This is a genomic window from uncultured Pseudoteredinibacter sp. (genome assembly GCF_947500695.1).
In the GTDB taxonomy this organism is placed as follows: Bacteria; Pseudomonadota; Gammaproteobacteria; order Pseudomonadales; family Cellvibrionaceae; genus Pseudoteredinibacter.
In genome coordinates this window covers 1-15,652 of sequence record NZ_CANMSS010000013.1, presented here as the reverse complement: position 1 = coordinate 15,652, position 15,652 = coordinate 1, and the positions used below count along the sequence as shown (strand labels likewise).

Sequence of the window (15,652 nt, the reverse complement as noted above, 5' to 3'; positions counted from 1 at the left end):
GCGCTAACCACTCACCTTAGTGACGTAAACCCAAACATTACTCAAGCCCACGATAATAGGCGGTCTTACGACTCGCACATTGTCTTCGGCTTGAGCCTGCCCAATGACCTCCTTGCAGTAGGTAAAGCGCAAATCTAGCATCTTCTTGCGGTATGGAGCACAGGCAAACATCTCGCGATGAGTGTTCAGCTGCAAAACATCACCTGTTCGCAGCGGCCCCTCAGGATCGTTAAACAAAGCGCTTTGCCAATTTCTTTTATGGTATCGCCCGATATAGATATAACCCGCTTCGTCAGAAGATAAACCACCTTCTCCGCGAGTAATGATACCTCTATTAATTTCCTTTGGAGCAGCTGCGTTAATAGGAGGAGCACTAGCCAGTGCTGGGGGGATAGCTGGCTGGCTGAACTGCAAATAAGAATAGGCCAATGCTAGCAATGCAAAAAGCGCTAGCGACAGCAACGAAGAGCGCAAGTTTTCCCCTATATCTTGAAACAGCAGAAAACCCAACACCCCAATACAAAACAAACAGCTCGCAATGATGCCTTGCGGGCTTAGCAATGCTGCCCAGAGGGCTGGCCAGCTTGCTTGAAATACCAAATCCATCAGAATACCTCCTTGTACTAGAGGTCCAATGTAGTGATAGACGCCTTACAGATCAAGTAAGTTTCCTTACACTTTATGACAAGCGGCTAATCGAATTCTCCACCTTTCAAACGTCGGAAATAATCTTTAGCGGCCGCATTAACCTTGGGGGCCAACACGAAACTAGAGATCATGGTTGGAATCGCCATGATGGCATAAACCCCAACCAGCAATCCATTCACCACGTCGAGCGAGACGACAGCACCAAGCACAATCAAGAAAATGTAGCAGGGCGTATAATAATGCTGCCTCTGAGCTCCTATTAAAAAGCCCAAGCACTTAGCACCATAGAACCAGTAAGTAACAATGGTGCTAAAGCTTAATAAAGCCACCATGACCAGTAGCAAATAGATTCCACCACCAGGAAATACCTTTTCAATCGCGGTCGCGGTCATAGTCACTCCAGCCCCGGCCACTGGATCTTGCCACACGCCCGTCAGCAAAATAATCAGTGCGGTACAGGTACAAACCACTAGGGTATCTACTACCGGGCCAATCATTGCTACGACGCCTTCACGAATAGGCTCATCGGTTTTGGCCGCACCATGGGCCATGGATTCAGTACCAATACCCGCCTCATTAGAGAATGCCCCACGACGCACACCAATCATAATCACTGTGCCTAAAGCACCTCCGGCAGCGGCTTGTCCAGTAAAAGCATCGCTAACAATCAACGCCAGCATCGCTGGAATTTGATCGATGTATTGGAACAGCACCACGGCGGTAAAGAGCAAATAGAGCACCACCATAGCCGGCACCAAGCGCACTGTTAAGCGCCCAATTCGCTGAATCTTGCCAATGATCACCACCACCGTTAGCAAGGCCACACAACTACTGGCAATAAAATCAAAACCGATATGGCTTTCAGCGGTGGCCCAGCCTGCCGGAATCGCAACGGCATCACGCAGCAGCTGGATAAACTGATTAGCTTGGAACACCGGCAAGGTTCCGATCATTCCGGCTAAGCAAAACAAATAAGCCAACGGCAAGAAACCCTTAGGTAAAGCCTCTCGAATGACATACATCGGACCGCCCTGAGTTTCCCCGAGGCTGTCTTTACCGCGAAACATCACCGCTAATGAAGCGGTATAGAATTTTGTGGCCACGCCAATAACCGCGGTTACCCACATCCAGAATATTGCACCAGGCCCACCAGCCGCGATGGCGATAGCAACACCGGAAATATTGCCCAGCCCCATGGTGCCTGCCAAAGCTGTCGACAAAGCCTGCGAATGGGAAACCTGCCCCGGCGCATTCGGGTCATCGTAGCGACCTCGCAATACCGCAACACTATGACCAAGATGACGATAGGGCTGCAATCTGGAATAGATCGCGAAAAACAAACCGCCACCGACTAATAGCACTACCAGCGGTGTGCTCCACATAGCATCGGCAAATTGATTTAAAGCGGTTTCAATACGGGGGAGTAACTCGGCTAGGGACATATTAAGTTCTTATTTTAAGTGGCCAGTATGGGCATGCGGGCATCAGTCTATGAGGCCGCTCAGCCGGGGTCAAACACCAGCGGCACAGATTACTCAAAAGCACTTAAAATAAAGGCTTACACGTAAATTAGCAAAATTCAATATAGCGGAGCAATTGTTGACGTGAATCAATAAGCTAAGCCAAGCACAGGCGTAGTCTTAGCCATACAGAAAACCCATTAATTATCTGTCGAGGAGAAGACAATGACTGTAACCGCTGCTGTAATGATCGTTTTCATGGCGGGAATTTTTGCGATTTTGACTGTCGGAGCTTTGTTGGCATATGCCATCGATGAGCGTGTAGATCACGGCGATCACTAAGCTTTATTGCTGTCTAGGTGGCAGTTGCTAGAAGCGGATGTTTTAGCTCGCCATAAGCTTTGCGAGTCGCCGCCGATTGCCACCACTGCTGCGTTGCTAAATCGCCCGGAAAATAACTGTGAAGTTTAAAAGTCCCATTTGCACTTAAAGTGATGGGCTCAATGGCGGTGACTACCGTTTTCATAGAGTAATCGCTTTGCGGCAAAGTCACGCGAATATCGTAACTTGAATCAAAGCGCACCTGCCTGGCAACCTCTGACCAATTCTTTGGTATACCTGGATAAGCCTCTAACCACTCCATCAATTCATTAAGCTTGCTGTCATTGGTCAGTAGCTGCTGCTCTTTTACCTGCATTAATAAAGCGCAACTAAAATCTTCCCAGCCATCAATCACATAGCGCATGCCTTCTTCTGAGAAAAACAGGTGGTACATATTCATCTGAATACCGCTGGCTTCACAACCCGCTTTCAAACCCGCCTGCTGCATGAGGTTTAACCAGGCACGGTTAAATAACAGCACATCACCAAGATCATTCACGATAAACGCAGGGTAAGGCTCGTGCTTTTCTAACATCCAGCCCATTTGGCGCTTCAGGCGTTCACCCAAGACCTGCCGAGTCGCGACACTATTAGGTAAAAAACCCGCCGATTGCAGCAGCAAATTACCCTCACGTGAAGACAAGTCAAACTCTTGCTGCAAGCGCTGGACCATAGCGCGACTGGGCCGGCTGCGACCGGTTTCAAGAAAGCTAATGTGGCGGCTAGAAGTACCTAAGCGTGCGGAAAGCTGGGCTTGCGATAGACCACTTTGGGAGCGCCAAAATTTAAGCATGCGTCCAAATGCGGCCTCTTGCGGCTGATCATCTAACTCGGACTTATCTGAGAGCTCGTCTTGGCTCAATGTTTCCCCCAGCTGCCCTGGCAGCACTACCTTTAGGAATGAGCTCCCCCTACTTCAGGTGATCGTCATTACCTGTGAGGGAATTGCCGAGGGATTATAGGCTGTGTCACACTGTGCGGCAATTTCACAGAGTCATTGTTACCGCCTTCGGCGCTAACAATGAGCGCAATTAGCAGCCAGAAAAGCAGCCTTTATCCATCGTGAACAGCTTTAGCCAAAACATTGCCGATAGCAATGCCAATAACCGTGCCGATACCGACGCACAACGCTCCCTCAGAATTTGCCTGCTGGGCTACCGCAGCGCGCCCTTCGTTGGCGGCCAGGGTATTTATATCAAGTATCTCAGTAAGGCTTTGGTAGACGCTGGGCATCAAGTGGATGTGATATCCGGGCCTCCTTATCCAGATCTAGACCCTCGCGTTAAGCTGATCCAGATGCCAAGCTTGGATCTATTTAGTGCCCCCAACCATGTCACCGCTTTACGCCCAAAACATCTGAAATCTTTCAGTGACACCTTTGAATGGTGGAGCATGTTAACCGGTGGCTTTGCGGAGCCTTATACCTTCAGTCGCCGCGCCGCTAAGTATTTAAAAATACACGGCCACCGCTATGATCTGGTGCATGACAATCAGTGCCTCGGATGGGGACTGCTGAGCATTCAAAAGCGCGGCCTACCGGTAGTCGCCACCGTGCATCACCCAATTACCCGGGATCGCCAGTTGGCACTGAATGCCGCCCAAGGTTGGAAAGATCGACTATTAGTAAAACGCTGGCATTCTTTTCTAAGAATGCAAAAGCGTGTGGTTCAAAAGCTAAACCATATCGTTACGGTATCTGAGCAATCACGCCATGATATTGCTGATGCTTTTGATATTAGCAGTGATGGCATTAGCCTAGTCTATAACGGCATCGATACAGAAACCTTTCGACCACGTAGCGACGTTGAGAAACAACCTCTGCAACTCATCACCACAGCTTCAGCCGACCAGCCCCTTAAGGGCCTGCGTTATTTATTAGATGCAATGGCGAATTTGCGCGAGAATTTTCCTGAGCTGCAATTACTTGTGGTCGGAAAACTGCGTGAAGATGGCGATACCGCTAAGCAGTTAAAGAAGCTGAAGCTAGAGCAGCAGGTGCGTTTTGTATCGGGTATCAGTACCGAAGAATTAGTGCAGCACTACAACGCCTCTAGCATCGCCGTTTCACCTTCTTTATATGAAGGCTTTGGCCTACCGGCAGGCGAAGCCATGGCCTGTGGCACTGCGGTAATATCCAGTGACGGTGGCGCCCTCCCTGAAATTGTTGGTGATGTTGGCGTGGTAGTACCAGCCGGTAATGCCGAAGCCTTGAGTAAGGCCATTGCTGAGTTGTTGCAAGATCCTGAGCGCCGAAAAGAGATGGGCTTACGCTGTCGTGAACGAATAGAAGAAAAATTTAGCTGGAAGGTTGCCGCAGAACAGTTCGGTCAATACTACCAACAGATGCTGGCCGAACGGAAATAGGATTTATGCAAACCATTAATTTTGATCGCCTTGAATTAAAAAACGGCGAACGATTTTTAGATGTCGGTTGCGGCGAAGGACGTCACACTATCGGGGCATACTTGCATGCCGATGTAGAAGCTATTGGCGTTGATCTCAGCGAAAAAGATTTAGCCACCGCCCGTGAGCGAGCCGAACAATTTGTTGACCCAGAAAACAAAAATCGTAGCCTGCACTTTCAAACCGCCAATGCTCTAGAGCTGCCGTTTGAAGACAATAGCTTCGATAAAGTGATTTGCTCTGAAGTGCTGGAGCACATTCCAGATTTCCAAGGCGTATTAAAAGAACTTCAGCGAGTTGTAAAAGACGATGGCGTAATTGCTATCAGCGTACCACGCGCTTGGCCGGAAGATATCTGCTGGCGCTTAAGCGAAGACTATCACCGCACCCCCGGTGGCCATATCCGCATTTTTAATGCCATGCATTTGCGCCAAGAGGTAGAAGACTTAGGTTGGTCACGCTATTACCGCCACTGGGCACATGCTCTGCACGTTCCTTACTGGTGGCTGAAGTGTAAATACTGGGGCCAAGAAGATGATCAAGTATGGGCGCTGCGTCATTATCATAAGTTTTTAGTTTGGGATTTAATGCAGCAGCCATTACTCACCAAGGCTTTAGACAAAATCTTAAACCCCATCATGGGTAAGAGTATCGTGATGTATTTTAAGAAAGACCCAACGGCGACAACCGCAACAACACATGCCGCAACAACAGGCGAATAAGATGGACGGTTTATTGCTAAGCAAGGGTTTATTCCCCGAACAATTTCTTCGCAAAACCGTTGACTATATTCTTAGCCAACAACTTGAAGACGGCTTGATTCCTTGGTTTGAAGGCCATAAGGCCGACCCTTGGGATCACAGCGAAGCCGCTATGGGTTTATCTATTGCGGGCGAATATGAGGCGGCCGAAAAAGCCTATCAATGGCTAGCTGATAATCAGCTAGCTGATGGCAGCTGGTACGCTAATTATCTAGACGGCAAAGAAGTCTACAAAGAAAAACGCGAAACCAATTTTATTGCTTATATCGCAACTGGCGTTTGGCACCATTACCGCATCAGCCAGAATCGGGACTTTTTGGTACGTATGTACCCGGCCGTTAAGAAGGCGATCGATCTTGTCGTATCCTTGCAAGCACCCACCGGTGAAATCTATTGGGCTATAGAACCCGATGGCCGCGCCTTTAAAGATGCACTTGTTACAGGCTGCTCTTCGGTTTACAAAAGTATTGAATGTGCCATCGCTATCGCTGAAGAACTTGATGAAGACTGCAGCAGCTACCTACAAGCCTATGAAAAACTCGGCACGGCATTAGCTAATCACCCTGAGTATTTCGACCGCACCTGGGAGAGTAAAGAGCGCTTTTCGATGGATTGGTTTTACCCAATTCTTGCAGGTGCTATCACAGGAGAAGCTGCCAAAAAACGTATTGCCGAACGTTGGGATACCTTTGTGCGGGACAATATGGGCTGCTTGTGTGTGAGCGACGAACCTTGGGTAACCATCGCCGAATCTTGCGAGCTAACCATGGCCTTGTTAGCGGCAGACGAACATGCAAAAGCGGTACAAGTTTACAGCTGGTTACATCAATGGCGCGACAATAACGACGGCGCTTATTGGACAGGCTATCAATACAAAGAAAAAATCATCTGGCCAGAAGAGAAAACTACCTGGACAGCAGGCGCCATTTTACTTGCGGCCGATGCACTAACCCAGCACACCGCCGCTTGGGATATCTTTCAGTGCTGCCAGTTTCAACGCTATGATTGTAAAAGTAATGAAAAATCACTTAGCGAAAAACAAGCGGCACGAGAAGCCTAATCGGCAAATTTTTTAGGATAAAAGCTAAGCTGAGAAATCCAAATTAGCTTAGCTTGCCAATTCTCGCCGCAATAGGCCAAAGCACTTTTTGTTTTGGCTTATCACCCCACTGCTTTTGTAAGCGCTCAAACCAGCTGTGAAATACCGCCAATTCATCTTTTTTCTGCGCCGCCTTATAGGCCGACCAAGTGGATATATAGCCAAGCAATTCTTCAAAGCTCATCTCTTGCTCAATGCTCACATTAGGCAAGTTTGTTTCTTCGAAAGGAAAATACAAATCCGCATAACCGTTTTCGACAGGGCGACGCTGGCTGGGCCAATAAGAAAAACAATCTTGCCAATAACCCTGCTGAAAAATAGCGTTTAACGGCCCTTCAATATAGGGCACACCATAGCTAATTAAGGCGATGCTTGCGTTGGGCTTAGCAATTCGACGAGCCTCCCCGTAAAAGCTATTTAGATCAAACCAATGGGCGGCTTGGGCTGCAACAATCAGACCTGCACCATGAATATCGCCACCCAGAGATTCCGCAGAGCCTACTTGGTAAGTAATATTTTCTTGTTGCTGGGAATGCTGAATTTGCTCCGCGCTATTATCTACAGCAATGACCTTTTTAAAATAAGCCGCCAGCACTGTACTTAACTGGCCATTACCACAACCAACATCAACGGCCACATCATGGTGCTCACACAACTCAGCAAGGGCTTGCCCTAACTGCTCTGGATAGCTGGGACGAAATTTTTGATATTCTGCAGAGGCAATCGAAAATGGGTTCTGTTGTTGAACAGCAGCCGGACGTTTTTCTATAGGCGCCATTTTTTGTCGCTCTACTCGTTCACTGAAGGGCTCTAACTCCAAAGCTTCAGCCGCAGCGCTTAAATTATCGCGCAAGGGGCAGCCAAGCTCAGATTCCAATTGATCCACAGCTCGCAGCATTGCTTGCCAATGTGGCCGCAATAGCTCCAAAGCTTCTTTACCGGATGCACTAAGAGATATCACACTCTGGCGAGCATCCTTACCGGCAGCTTTTTCGATCAAACCATCGTCCAGCATAAGACGAACCGTTTGGCTAACCGCACCTTGGGTAACAGCCAGCTGTTCACTCAACTGCCCCACCATCTGCGGGCCATCGGCAAGCAATCTTAATAGGGGGGTATAACGCGCCCGATAGGGGAAAGACAATTGCTGATACCAACTGTCCATATCGTTATCACTAAGATCAAGCAGACGGCGCAAAGCCTGACCTAGGCCAAGCTCTGACTCTAAGGTGTTTTTATTATTCATTAGAGCATAATATATTAGCACTAATATATTTCAACAGATTTTATCTTCTGCGCTAATTTGGATGAATTAAAAAGGAAAATAGCAGCCGGCTGGCTGCCTTAAAACAGAAGGCGATTACTTACGGCGGAACAAGCCCAGAGTATTCACCATCGGTAACTCTTCAAATAGGCCAGATGCCTTAGCAAGCTTCCAAATATTGTATGGCGCCTGGCCACCATCCGCCGGGTTAGGGAAAATATCGTGAATCGCTAAGATGCCGCCGGGCTTAATATGGGATACCCAGCTGCGATAATCCGTTTGAGCGGCTTCTTCACTGTGACCGCCATCGATAAACACCATACCAAGTGGCGTGTTCCAACCTTTGGAGGCCAAAGCCGAGCTTGCCACAATCGGCACCACGGTATCTTCTAAGCCAGCCGCACGCATGGTAGAGCGAAAAGCCTTAAAGCTATCCATCAACTCGACACCGCTATCGTACAGATCTGGGTCGTGGTATTCCTCACCCAATTGGTGCTCTTCAGAACCGCGATGATGATCAACGGCGTAGACAACATTGGGGCTTCCCTTGCAGGCCGCACCTAAATAAACCGTCGATTTACCACAGTAGCTACCCACTTCCAGTACCGGGCCTAGCTGAGCCGATTGCTGGGCAAAATTGAACAGCGCCTCCCCTTCATCTTCGGCTAAAAAGCCCTTAATTTGATCAATATCGATGGGTAGCTCAATGCTCATGCTTGCTCCTAAAAATAGCTTAACCGCTTTACGAAGATAGGCATTTAATAGCGAAAACCAGCGCAAAGCAATGCCAAAAAACTTCAATTAGCAGCGCATAAACGCCACAAAAGTTGCGCCAAGTCTCGCTTTTAACGCTAAACACTAGTAATAGTGGTTGAGAACATCACGTTAAGCTAGATACACTCCGCGCACATCAATCAAAACAATACTTAGGAGTGACCCCATGCTTGTGAAGCACCAAACAAAGGCAGCGCTTGCCTTTATTTTGTTCTTTATCTGTTCAAGTGCAAATGCACAAATCGTAATAGGCCCGGCAACTGCACAAGAGGTCCCCATTTTTGGCGCTCCTCTACTGATCGCACTAGGCGGGTTCCTGGCCTTTTTAGCCTATAAGCTGGGGTTTACTAAACAAGCACAACGCACTTCTTTAGCGATTTTATGTGGCGTTCTTGGATTTGCCAGCATTAGCGCAGCACTTTACCCCGCAATCAAAGTGGAAGCTGGAATAAATAGCAACCACAGCGTAAATATTGCCGGCAACAGCCAAGCTAGCCACAGCATCTTTCTTAACGGTGATAGTGAAGGCATGAACGTATACGATGGTTACAATCGATACGATAATAATAGCGGTATTACTTTACGAGTCATCAGCATTAGCTTGCCAGGAGCTTGCGCTGACTCCCCAACCGCCAATCGATGTACCGCTGGCGCCACCATCGCTGACGGCAGTTTTTGTGCAATTGATTGTAATGGTCCTTAAGCTTTTTCAATTCCATGCGCCCGGGGCTTGCCCTGGGCATCTACTGCCACCATCACAATCTGCTCCACCCGAATAATCCCCTGCTTGCTTTCTTTATTTCTTACCTCACAGGCTAGAGTAATCGACGTTCGCCCCACCGCCACTGTTTCAATCCCGATTTCAACAATATCCCCCAAAACCGCCGATGATAAAAAATTAATCTCGGACATATATTTGGTAACCAATCGCTTAGTGCTTAATTGGCAACTTGCGTAAATTCCTGCCTCTTCATCAATCCAGCTTAATAGTGCGCCACCAAATAATTTGGCCGCAGGGTTTAAGTCAGCATGTTTTACAGCGCGACGATTTAAATACTTCATTGGACACCTTTTCTTACATATTCTGTAAGCTGTACTTCAAGATGTATGCCAATTAGCCAGCTCATTATTCTTGCGCACCACAGCACTGCTGCAAGTGATTTGCGCACCAGTAGATCGCAAGAACGCTCAAAAAAACAGCTTGTACGCGCTGAATTTGTGCAAATACACCACATACCCAAGCCAGCCAAACTGATATGCTTAGGACATATAAAAAACTGGAAAAACACCGTGAGACAAGAGCATCGCCCCTTTTGGTTAAAAAATATCGTCAGCCGATTTGAAGCTTGGTGGATTGAAAGGTTTCTGCGCCCGCAGTTCGATCACCTTGGCAAAGGCGCTGCTATTTTAAAACCCAGAACTGTGGAGGTGTTTGGCCGCAATATTCACGTTGGGGATTACCCGCACATTATCAGTTCTAACTACAACCCTGTACGGTTAACCTCATGGAGCGGCAAGAACCTTGATGGTGAAATCAAAATAGGCAACTACTGCCTGCTATCTCCTGGCACAACCATTACCTCGGCAGTTTCTATTACCATCGGCGATAACTGTATGTTCGCAGCCGATTGCTATATTGCGGATAGTGACTGGCATGGCCTATACAATCGTCTTCGTCCATTTCGCTGCAGCAAGCCCATTGTATTGAAAGATAATGTTTGGATTGGCCACGGCGCCAAAGTGGGCAAAGGGGTCACCATTGGAGAAAACTCTGTGGTTGCCGCAGGCTCAGTTGTGGTTAAAGACGTGCCGGATAATGTTGTGGTTGGTGGTAACCCCGCCAAGGTAATAAAAAAGCTCAACCCTAATCGCCGCATGCTGAAACGCGAGCTAATGTTTCAAGACGGCGACTTCTACCAACAAAATCAACAAGACCTCGACCGCTGGGTAATGCGCGATAATAGTACCCTTGGCTGGTTAAAATCGGTATTCTTCCGCAACAACAGCCATTGAGGCCATTAGGTACTACTTGTTGCGGAGCGAGCCTTGTCTGATTTTCTTTTTCACAATTCCAAGCTAGTCATTATCGCTGGCACCATCATTAGCATGATGTTGTTTTTGCTTTGGGATGATATCAACAAAAGATCTGGCAGCAGTCAAAATATCCAGCAACGTTGGCCGGGTAATTTATTCCTAGCCACACTAAACACCTTGCTAGTTGTTTACGCTTTAGAGCCGGTTTTACTTCCCTTTAGCCAAGCCATCGGGCAATGGCTGCAAGAAGCGTTTAGTTGGGCAGCGCCGTTAAGCAAAACCGACAGGCACTGGATTTATTATTTTATTCCCGGTGTTTTAGCCTATGAGTTGATTGACTACATGCTGCACAGGTTTGCTCATCGCATTCCGCTACTATGGCGCCTGCATGCCACCCATCATTCAGACACTAGAATTGATGCCACCACCGCACATCGCCATCACCCACTAGAGCTTATCGTGAATAGCTTTTTAGGGGCTCCGTTTATGGTCATTATTGGCGTACCTATTATGGTAGCGGTATGGCACCCTGTTATTCGCATGCTGCTCATCGCCTTTAATCATTCCAACACCTTACTGCCCGATTGGTTGGATAAGATTCTGGCAACCGTTATCGCAACACCTAATTTCCACCGGGTGCATCACCTCAGTGAACGGCATTATACCGATAGCAATTACGGTACTATTTTGTCGATCTATGACCACCTGTTTAGAACGGCGAAAAGGCTACCCAAGGATGATTTGGACGAGCGTCAATTAGGGCTGGAATACCTGAGAGCGCCAGAAGAAAACCAAGCCTCACGACTTCTGATGTCGCCTGTATCGACAGCCTTCATATCATCTGTTAGAGTTCAAAATAACAACAATAACTAGAAATGATGTCTTAGAGGTTCTGCAGATGCGCATTCTTTCCCTGTGCTTTTCTATTCTATGTCTTAGCCTGTTTTCACAGCTCGCCTCAGCCCAAATTGTCATTGGCGCCCCGGCTGCCCAAGAAGTGCCCATCATGGGAACCCCACTATTAATCATTCTTGGCGGCCTCTTAGGCTATATTGCTTATCGTTTTCGCGGACCAAAGCTTATCCGACTAAAAAGCGGCTTATTGCTAGCTGGAGCCACAGCCTTACTGTCCTTAGGCGGTGGTATCGGATTCGTTCAGTACTCTGAAGCGACGGCCGGAAACTTTGTAGTCATCACTCTACAAGGTGACAACAGCTACAACATTCTGCCAAGTGATCTTAACGATTATAGAAACGATACCGGCATCACGCTTGAAGTTAAAAGCATAAACTTGCCGAGCAGCAACTGCCCCAACAACCCCATACCCAGCCTTCCAGGCGTACAACAATGCGCAGTCGGGGTTCTAATTCCGGCTAGCGAACGCTGTCGTATCGATTGCCTGTAATTCTGTAGTTAGTGTAGCAATTCCAAATTCAATATATGCACCCAGCAAGGCTGGGCAAAAACTAAAATCATAAGGTGAGTTATGAAACTTCGAGCTTTAGGCAGCATTGCTGCTCTTTTCCTGTTTAGCCAAGCCAGCCATGCACAAATTGTTATTGGTCCGCCAAGCCCGCAAGAAGTCCCCATTTTTGGCGCTCCACTGCTGTTGCTTTTGGGTGGCTTACTCGGCTATGTAGCCTATAGGTTTAAAGCCAAAGGACATGCTCAACTGCATGTTGGTTTGTTAGCAGCTGGATCCCTAATCCTGTTTGGCGCAGGTAGCGGAATTAGCATAATTGAAAGCAGCCAAGCCAGCGGCAACTTTATCGCCATTAACGGCCGCACACAAAATAGTCATACAATTTCAGGCGGCACCAGTAACGACTATCGCAATGACAGCGGTATCACCTTAGAAATTAAAAGCATTCAACTACCAAGCGGCTGCCCCAACAATGGCCGTATGCCAGAGCCTCCTATGTTTCAACAGTGCTCAGTTAACACCTTAATCCCTGCCGGCAATACCTGCTACATCGACTGCATTTAAAATGCATCGCGCCTATACCCCAATATAGGCGCGGCCCTCAGTTTTAAATCTCTACATTCTCTGTAAAATATCAATTCTTAATAATCGATAGGCAAACACTCACCATGAAAAAATTCGGACCCGGCTTATTAGTCGCTGCAGCCTTTATCGGCCCCGGTACGGTAGCCACCGCCAGCAAGGCCGGGGCAGGTTTTGGCTTTGCCTTATTATGGGCATTGCTGTTTTCCGTATTCGCTACCATCGTATTGCAAGAGATGGCGGCCAGATTAGGCTTGGTGACTGGCAAAGGCCTAGCAGAGGCAGTGCGCTCTAGCTTTAAAAGCCCAGAGCTAAAAAACCTGAGTATATTCCTTATTGTAGCGGCTATTGGCCTTGGCAATGCAGCCTATCAGACCGGCAATATCGCTGGTGCCGCGCTGGGTATTAATAGCGCGATTGAGCTTTCCAACCAAGCCGCCGCTGCCATTATTGCATTGCTGGCTTTTGCCTTGCTGGCCAGCGGGCAATACAAACTCATCGAAAAATCGCTCATTGCATTAGTCGTTTTAATGAGTTTTGTTTTCTTGCTAACTTTATTTTGGGTTGACCCAGATTGGGCTGGCATATTAAAAGGCCTGTTTACCCCTAGCATTCCAGATGGCAGCGTACTATTGGTGATTGCCCTGATTGGCACCACCGTAGTGCCCTACAATTTATTTTTGCACGCCAGCAGCGTAAGCAAATCTTTCCAGGAATCTGGCGAGCAAGATATAGATGCAGCACTGAGTAATAGCCGCTGGGATACCGGGCTATCAATTGGTTTTGGTGGCTTGATAACCCTAGCTATTATCGCCACCTCAGCAACAGCCTTTTTTGGCCAGAGCGATAGCTTTCAAGCGGCACAGCTAGCTCAACAACTAGAACCCCTACTGGGCCCGGCCGCAAAGTATTGCTTCGCCATTGGCATGCTGGCCGCAGGTTTGACCAGCGCCATTGCCGCGCCACTAGCCGCCGCTTTTGCCGTATGTGGCGCCTTGGGCTGGTCGACGGAGTTTAACAATCTACGCTTTCGCGCTGTATGGTTTGTGGTATTGCTAACCGGTGCAGTATTCGCTATCGCCGGCACCAAACCACTAGCAGCGATTATTTTTGCCCAGGCGGCCAATGGCTTACTGCTGCCATTAATTGCGATATTTTTATTGCTCGCCATGAACCAAGAGAAATTACTGGGTACCTATAAAAACGGCACACTAGCCAACTGTCTAGGCGGATTTGTAGTGATTTTGGTTTCTTGTCTTGGTTTGTATAAGTTGTATAGCTTGTTTTAGGCGTGCCTGAAGCAAATTGGTGGCGCTGCAAGAAGATGGTGGCGCCAGTTCTTTATTTTAGTTTCTACAATACAAGCCGTGCGCAGACCTAGCCCTAGCCTCTATTAACTGGTCTTTATCAGTAATATTTATCACTCTTTCAACGCAGCCAGGAAAGAAAATAAGGCTAGGTTTGTGTTTAGTAAATTGTTGTCTATGAAAGTGGTTACAGATCAAGTTACGCTTTTTGCAACGTCGCTAGCCGGCACTTGTTATGCGTTAACTTCACGCGCTTTCGGCCTCCAGATTAATGTAAAATAGGCAAGCAAAGATGCGAAATTAAACACAACCAAGCACCAGCCCCAATACTTTGGGATAGATGGCCGACGCTTTTTAAAGTAGTCACGAAGCATAAACACCCAAAAACAAAAAGCGGGAAGAACTAGTTTTGGTACAAAGCGAATTTCAATATCAGAAATATCCGAAAACTCGAGGTTAAACAGAAAAAATCTAATGTTCATTAAAATACCATAAACGAGAAATAGTAGCGTTGCTATCGCAAGTATATGAATGCTGTACCATTTGAACTTGAAATTCATAATTATCTTTTACACATAACGCCGAAAACAGCGGTCGAAGTAAATTGGCGCAGCCTTCGCGAAAGCAAAGGGTGTGACGATTTGCGACGCCCACTGCTTTGCCATGTTATGTGCTTTTGATTGTAAGTTTGGCATCTATACCTTCTTCCAAAGTACGATTCACAGCCTCTTTCCAGTCTTCAATTATTGCTGGATCAGATGAAGTTCCATCATTCAGCAAGGTCATACTGCCCAGCAGTGCTCCGACATCATCGGACTTAGTCAGGCTGTAATACTCTTCCAGAAAGGAAAACATAGCTAGATAAGCTTGTTCTTCTGTTAGCTTGATAGTGGGTACCTCATGTACATATAACGCTCGGCTTAGGGGCGGACTTGTAGCTAATAGTGTGCGCTAGCGTAGCGAAAAGCGCATAAACAAACAACGGAAAGGCCGCCCCAACCCCCGTGAGGCGACTACAGCCGCTTGTTATACCCAACTCGCCTGCCAACGAGGCAAAATAGTTAAAATTTCTTGGGCATCTTGTTTCGAGGTAGTCACCCACGCCCCATTTTCTGATATATTCGAGGCCAGCTCATGAACCTTCGGGCTATATATAGGATTAAGCCTGAGGTTTTCCAATAAATTCACTTTAACTACCGAATGGATATATTTTTTTGAGCCCCGGTGACGCCCAACAACAATCACATCAACGCACGCACCACAAAATACAGCTACAACAAATACCTTGGCACCACCTGAAAAAAACCTTGTGCCATTTCTACGTTCTTTCTCGCTGCCAAATTCTCGCGTTTTTACAATATTTGCTGTAACAGCCCACAATTCTGGCTTCGGTGTATCTATTGATTCATACATTGGTATAACGCCCAAAGCAGAGGTGGTGATCTGCTACCACTTTTGTGGACACTTTCATGCACATAGTTTTTCATAATTCACCGGCGATTGATACCCAAGCGAG

The 15,652-nt window shown here is 47.4% G+C and carries 17 protein-coding genes; 9 read left to right on the top strand and 8 right to left on the bottom strand.

The features are described from left to right. Positions 1-3 precede the first annotated feature (3 nt). The 3 genes from Q1A08_RS18800 to Q1A08_RS18790 all read right to left on the bottom strand — a co-directional run bounded on the left by Q1A08_RS18800 (position 4) and on the right by Q1A08_RS18790 (position 3,351). Entirely contained in the window at positions 4-606 is a 603-nt protein-coding gene (locus tag Q1A08_RS18800; protein WP_299775789.1) for a hypothetical protein, read from the bottom strand. 86 nt (positions 607-692) lie between these two features. Then, the gene (locus Q1A08_RS18795; protein WP_299775788.1) at positions 693-2,090 is read right to left on the bottom strand and encodes an amino acid carrier protein; all 1,398 of its coding nucleotides are present in this window, start codon (positions 2,088-2,090) and stop codon (positions 693-695) included. A 373-nt stretch (positions 2,091-2,463) separates the two neighbouring features. Next, positions 2,464-3,351, bottom strand: coding sequence for a helix-turn-helix domain-containing protein (locus Q1A08_RS18790; protein WP_299775787.1), 888 nt, complete (start codon positions 3,349-3,351; stop codon positions 2,464-2,466). Positions 3,352-3,551: 200 nt separating this feature from the next. On the opposite strand from Q1A08_RS18790, the gene Q1A08_RS18785 reads away from it, so the two are divergent. Genes Q1A08_RS18785 through Q1A08_RS18775 form a run of 3 tightly spaced genes read left to right on the top strand, consistent with a single transcriptional unit; the run spans position 3,552 to position 6,713 of the window. Further along, positions 3,552-4,853, top strand: a complete 1,302-nt coding sequence (locus Q1A08_RS18785; RefSeq protein ID WP_299775786.1) for a glycosyltransferase family 4 protein — start codon at positions 3,552-3,554, stop codon at positions 4,851-4,853. 5 nt (positions 4,854-4,858) lie between these two features. Continuing rightward, positions 4,859-5,614, top strand: a complete 756-nt coding sequence (locus tag Q1A08_RS18780) for a class I SAM-dependent methyltransferase (RefSeq protein ID WP_299775785.1) — start codon at positions 4,859-4,861, stop codon at positions 5,612-5,614. A gap of 1 nt (position 5,615) precedes the next feature. After that, positions 5,616-6,713 carry a prenyltransferase/squalene oxidase repeat-containing protein gene (locus tag Q1A08_RS18775; protein WP_299775784.1) on the top strand — a complete coding sequence of 366 codons (1,098 nt, stop codon included), beginning with the start codon at positions 5,616-5,618 and terminating at the stop codon, positions 6,711-6,713. Between the two features lie 43 nt (positions 6,714-6,756). Here the strand turns inward: Q1A08_RS18775 and Q1A08_RS18770 are convergent, their stop codons facing one another. Both Q1A08_RS18770 and Q1A08_RS18765 read right to left on the bottom strand, forming a co-directional pair. Next, positions 6,757-7,998 (bottom strand): methyltransferase domain-containing protein, encoded by a 1,242-nt coding sequence (locus Q1A08_RS18770; protein WP_299775783.1) that lies wholly within the window; start codon positions 7,996-7,998, stop codon positions 6,757-6,759. A gap of 114 nt (positions 7,999-8,112) precedes the next feature. Then, complete coding sequence (locus Q1A08_RS18765) at positions 8,113-8,730, bottom strand: class I SAM-dependent methyltransferase (protein ID WP_299775782.1); 618 nt, start codon at positions 8,728-8,730, stop codon at positions 8,113-8,115. Positions 8,731-8,956: 226 nt separating this feature from the next. Between Q1A08_RS18765 and Q1A08_RS18760 the strand changes: the two genes are divergently transcribed. Further along, positions 8,957-9,493 carry a midcut-by-XrtH protein gene (locus Q1A08_RS18760; RefSeq protein WP_299775781.1) on the top strand — a complete coding sequence of 179 codons (537 nt, stop codon included), beginning with the start codon at positions 8,957-8,959 and terminating at the stop codon, positions 9,491-9,493. Here the strand turns inward: Q1A08_RS18760 and Q1A08_RS18755 are convergent. Further along, positions 9,490-9,852, bottom strand: coding sequence for a hotdog domain-containing protein (locus Q1A08_RS18755; protein WP_299775780.1), 363 nt, complete (start codon positions 9,850-9,852; stop codon positions 9,490-9,492). The two genes, Q1A08_RS18760 and Q1A08_RS18755, sit on opposite strands and share 4 nt — an antisense overlap. A 228-nt stretch (positions 9,853-10,080) precedes the next feature. Here Q1A08_RS18755 and Q1A08_RS18750 point away from each other — a divergent pair, with 228 nt between their 5' ends. The 5 genes from Q1A08_RS18750 (at position 10,081) to Q1A08_RS18730 (ending at position 14,118) form a co-directional block, all read left to right on the top strand. Then, positions 10,081-10,803 (top strand): acyltransferase, encoded by a 723-nt coding sequence (locus Q1A08_RS18750; protein WP_299775779.1) that lies wholly within the window; start codon positions 10,081-10,083, stop codon positions 10,801-10,803. 33 nt (positions 10,804-10,836) lie between these two features. Further along, positions 10,837-11,697, top strand: a complete 861-nt coding sequence (locus Q1A08_RS18745) for a sterol desaturase family protein (RefSeq protein ID WP_299775778.1) — start codon at positions 10,837-10,839, stop codon at positions 11,695-11,697. A gap of 25 nt (positions 11,698-11,722) precedes the next feature. Further along, positions 11,723-12,229, top strand: coding sequence for a midcut-by-XrtH protein (locus Q1A08_RS18740; RefSeq protein ID WP_299775777.1), 507 nt, complete (start codon positions 11,723-11,725; stop codon positions 12,227-12,229). Positions 12,230-12,310: 81 nt separating this feature from the next. Further along, positions 12,311-12,811: a midcut-by-XrtH protein gene (locus Q1A08_RS18735; RefSeq protein ID WP_299775776.1), complete on the top strand. Its 501-nt coding sequence runs from the start codon at positions 12,311-12,313 to the stop codon at positions 12,809-12,811. Positions 12,812-12,915: 104 nt separating this feature from the next. Beyond that, complete coding sequence (locus Q1A08_RS18730; RefSeq protein ID WP_299775775.1) at positions 12,916-14,118, top strand: Nramp family divalent metal transporter; 1,203 nt, start codon at positions 12,916-12,918, stop codon at positions 14,116-14,118. A 684-nt stretch (positions 14,119-14,802) separates the two neighbouring features. On the opposite strand, the gene Q1A08_RS18725 is transcribed toward Q1A08_RS18730, so the two are convergent. Next, positions 14,803-14,991 carry a hypothetical protein gene (locus tag Q1A08_RS18725; protein WP_299775774.1) on the bottom strand — a complete coding sequence of 63 codons (189 nt, stop codon included), beginning with the start codon at positions 14,989-14,991 and terminating at the stop codon, positions 14,803-14,805. A gap of 171 nt (positions 14,992-15,162) precedes the next feature. Beyond that, positions 15,163-15,549 carry a hypothetical protein gene (locus Q1A08_RS18720; protein ID WP_299775773.1) on the bottom strand — a complete coding sequence of 129 codons (387 nt, stop codon included), beginning with the start codon at positions 15,547-15,549 and terminating at the stop codon, positions 15,163-15,165. Positions 15,550-15,652 lie beyond the last annotated feature (103 nt).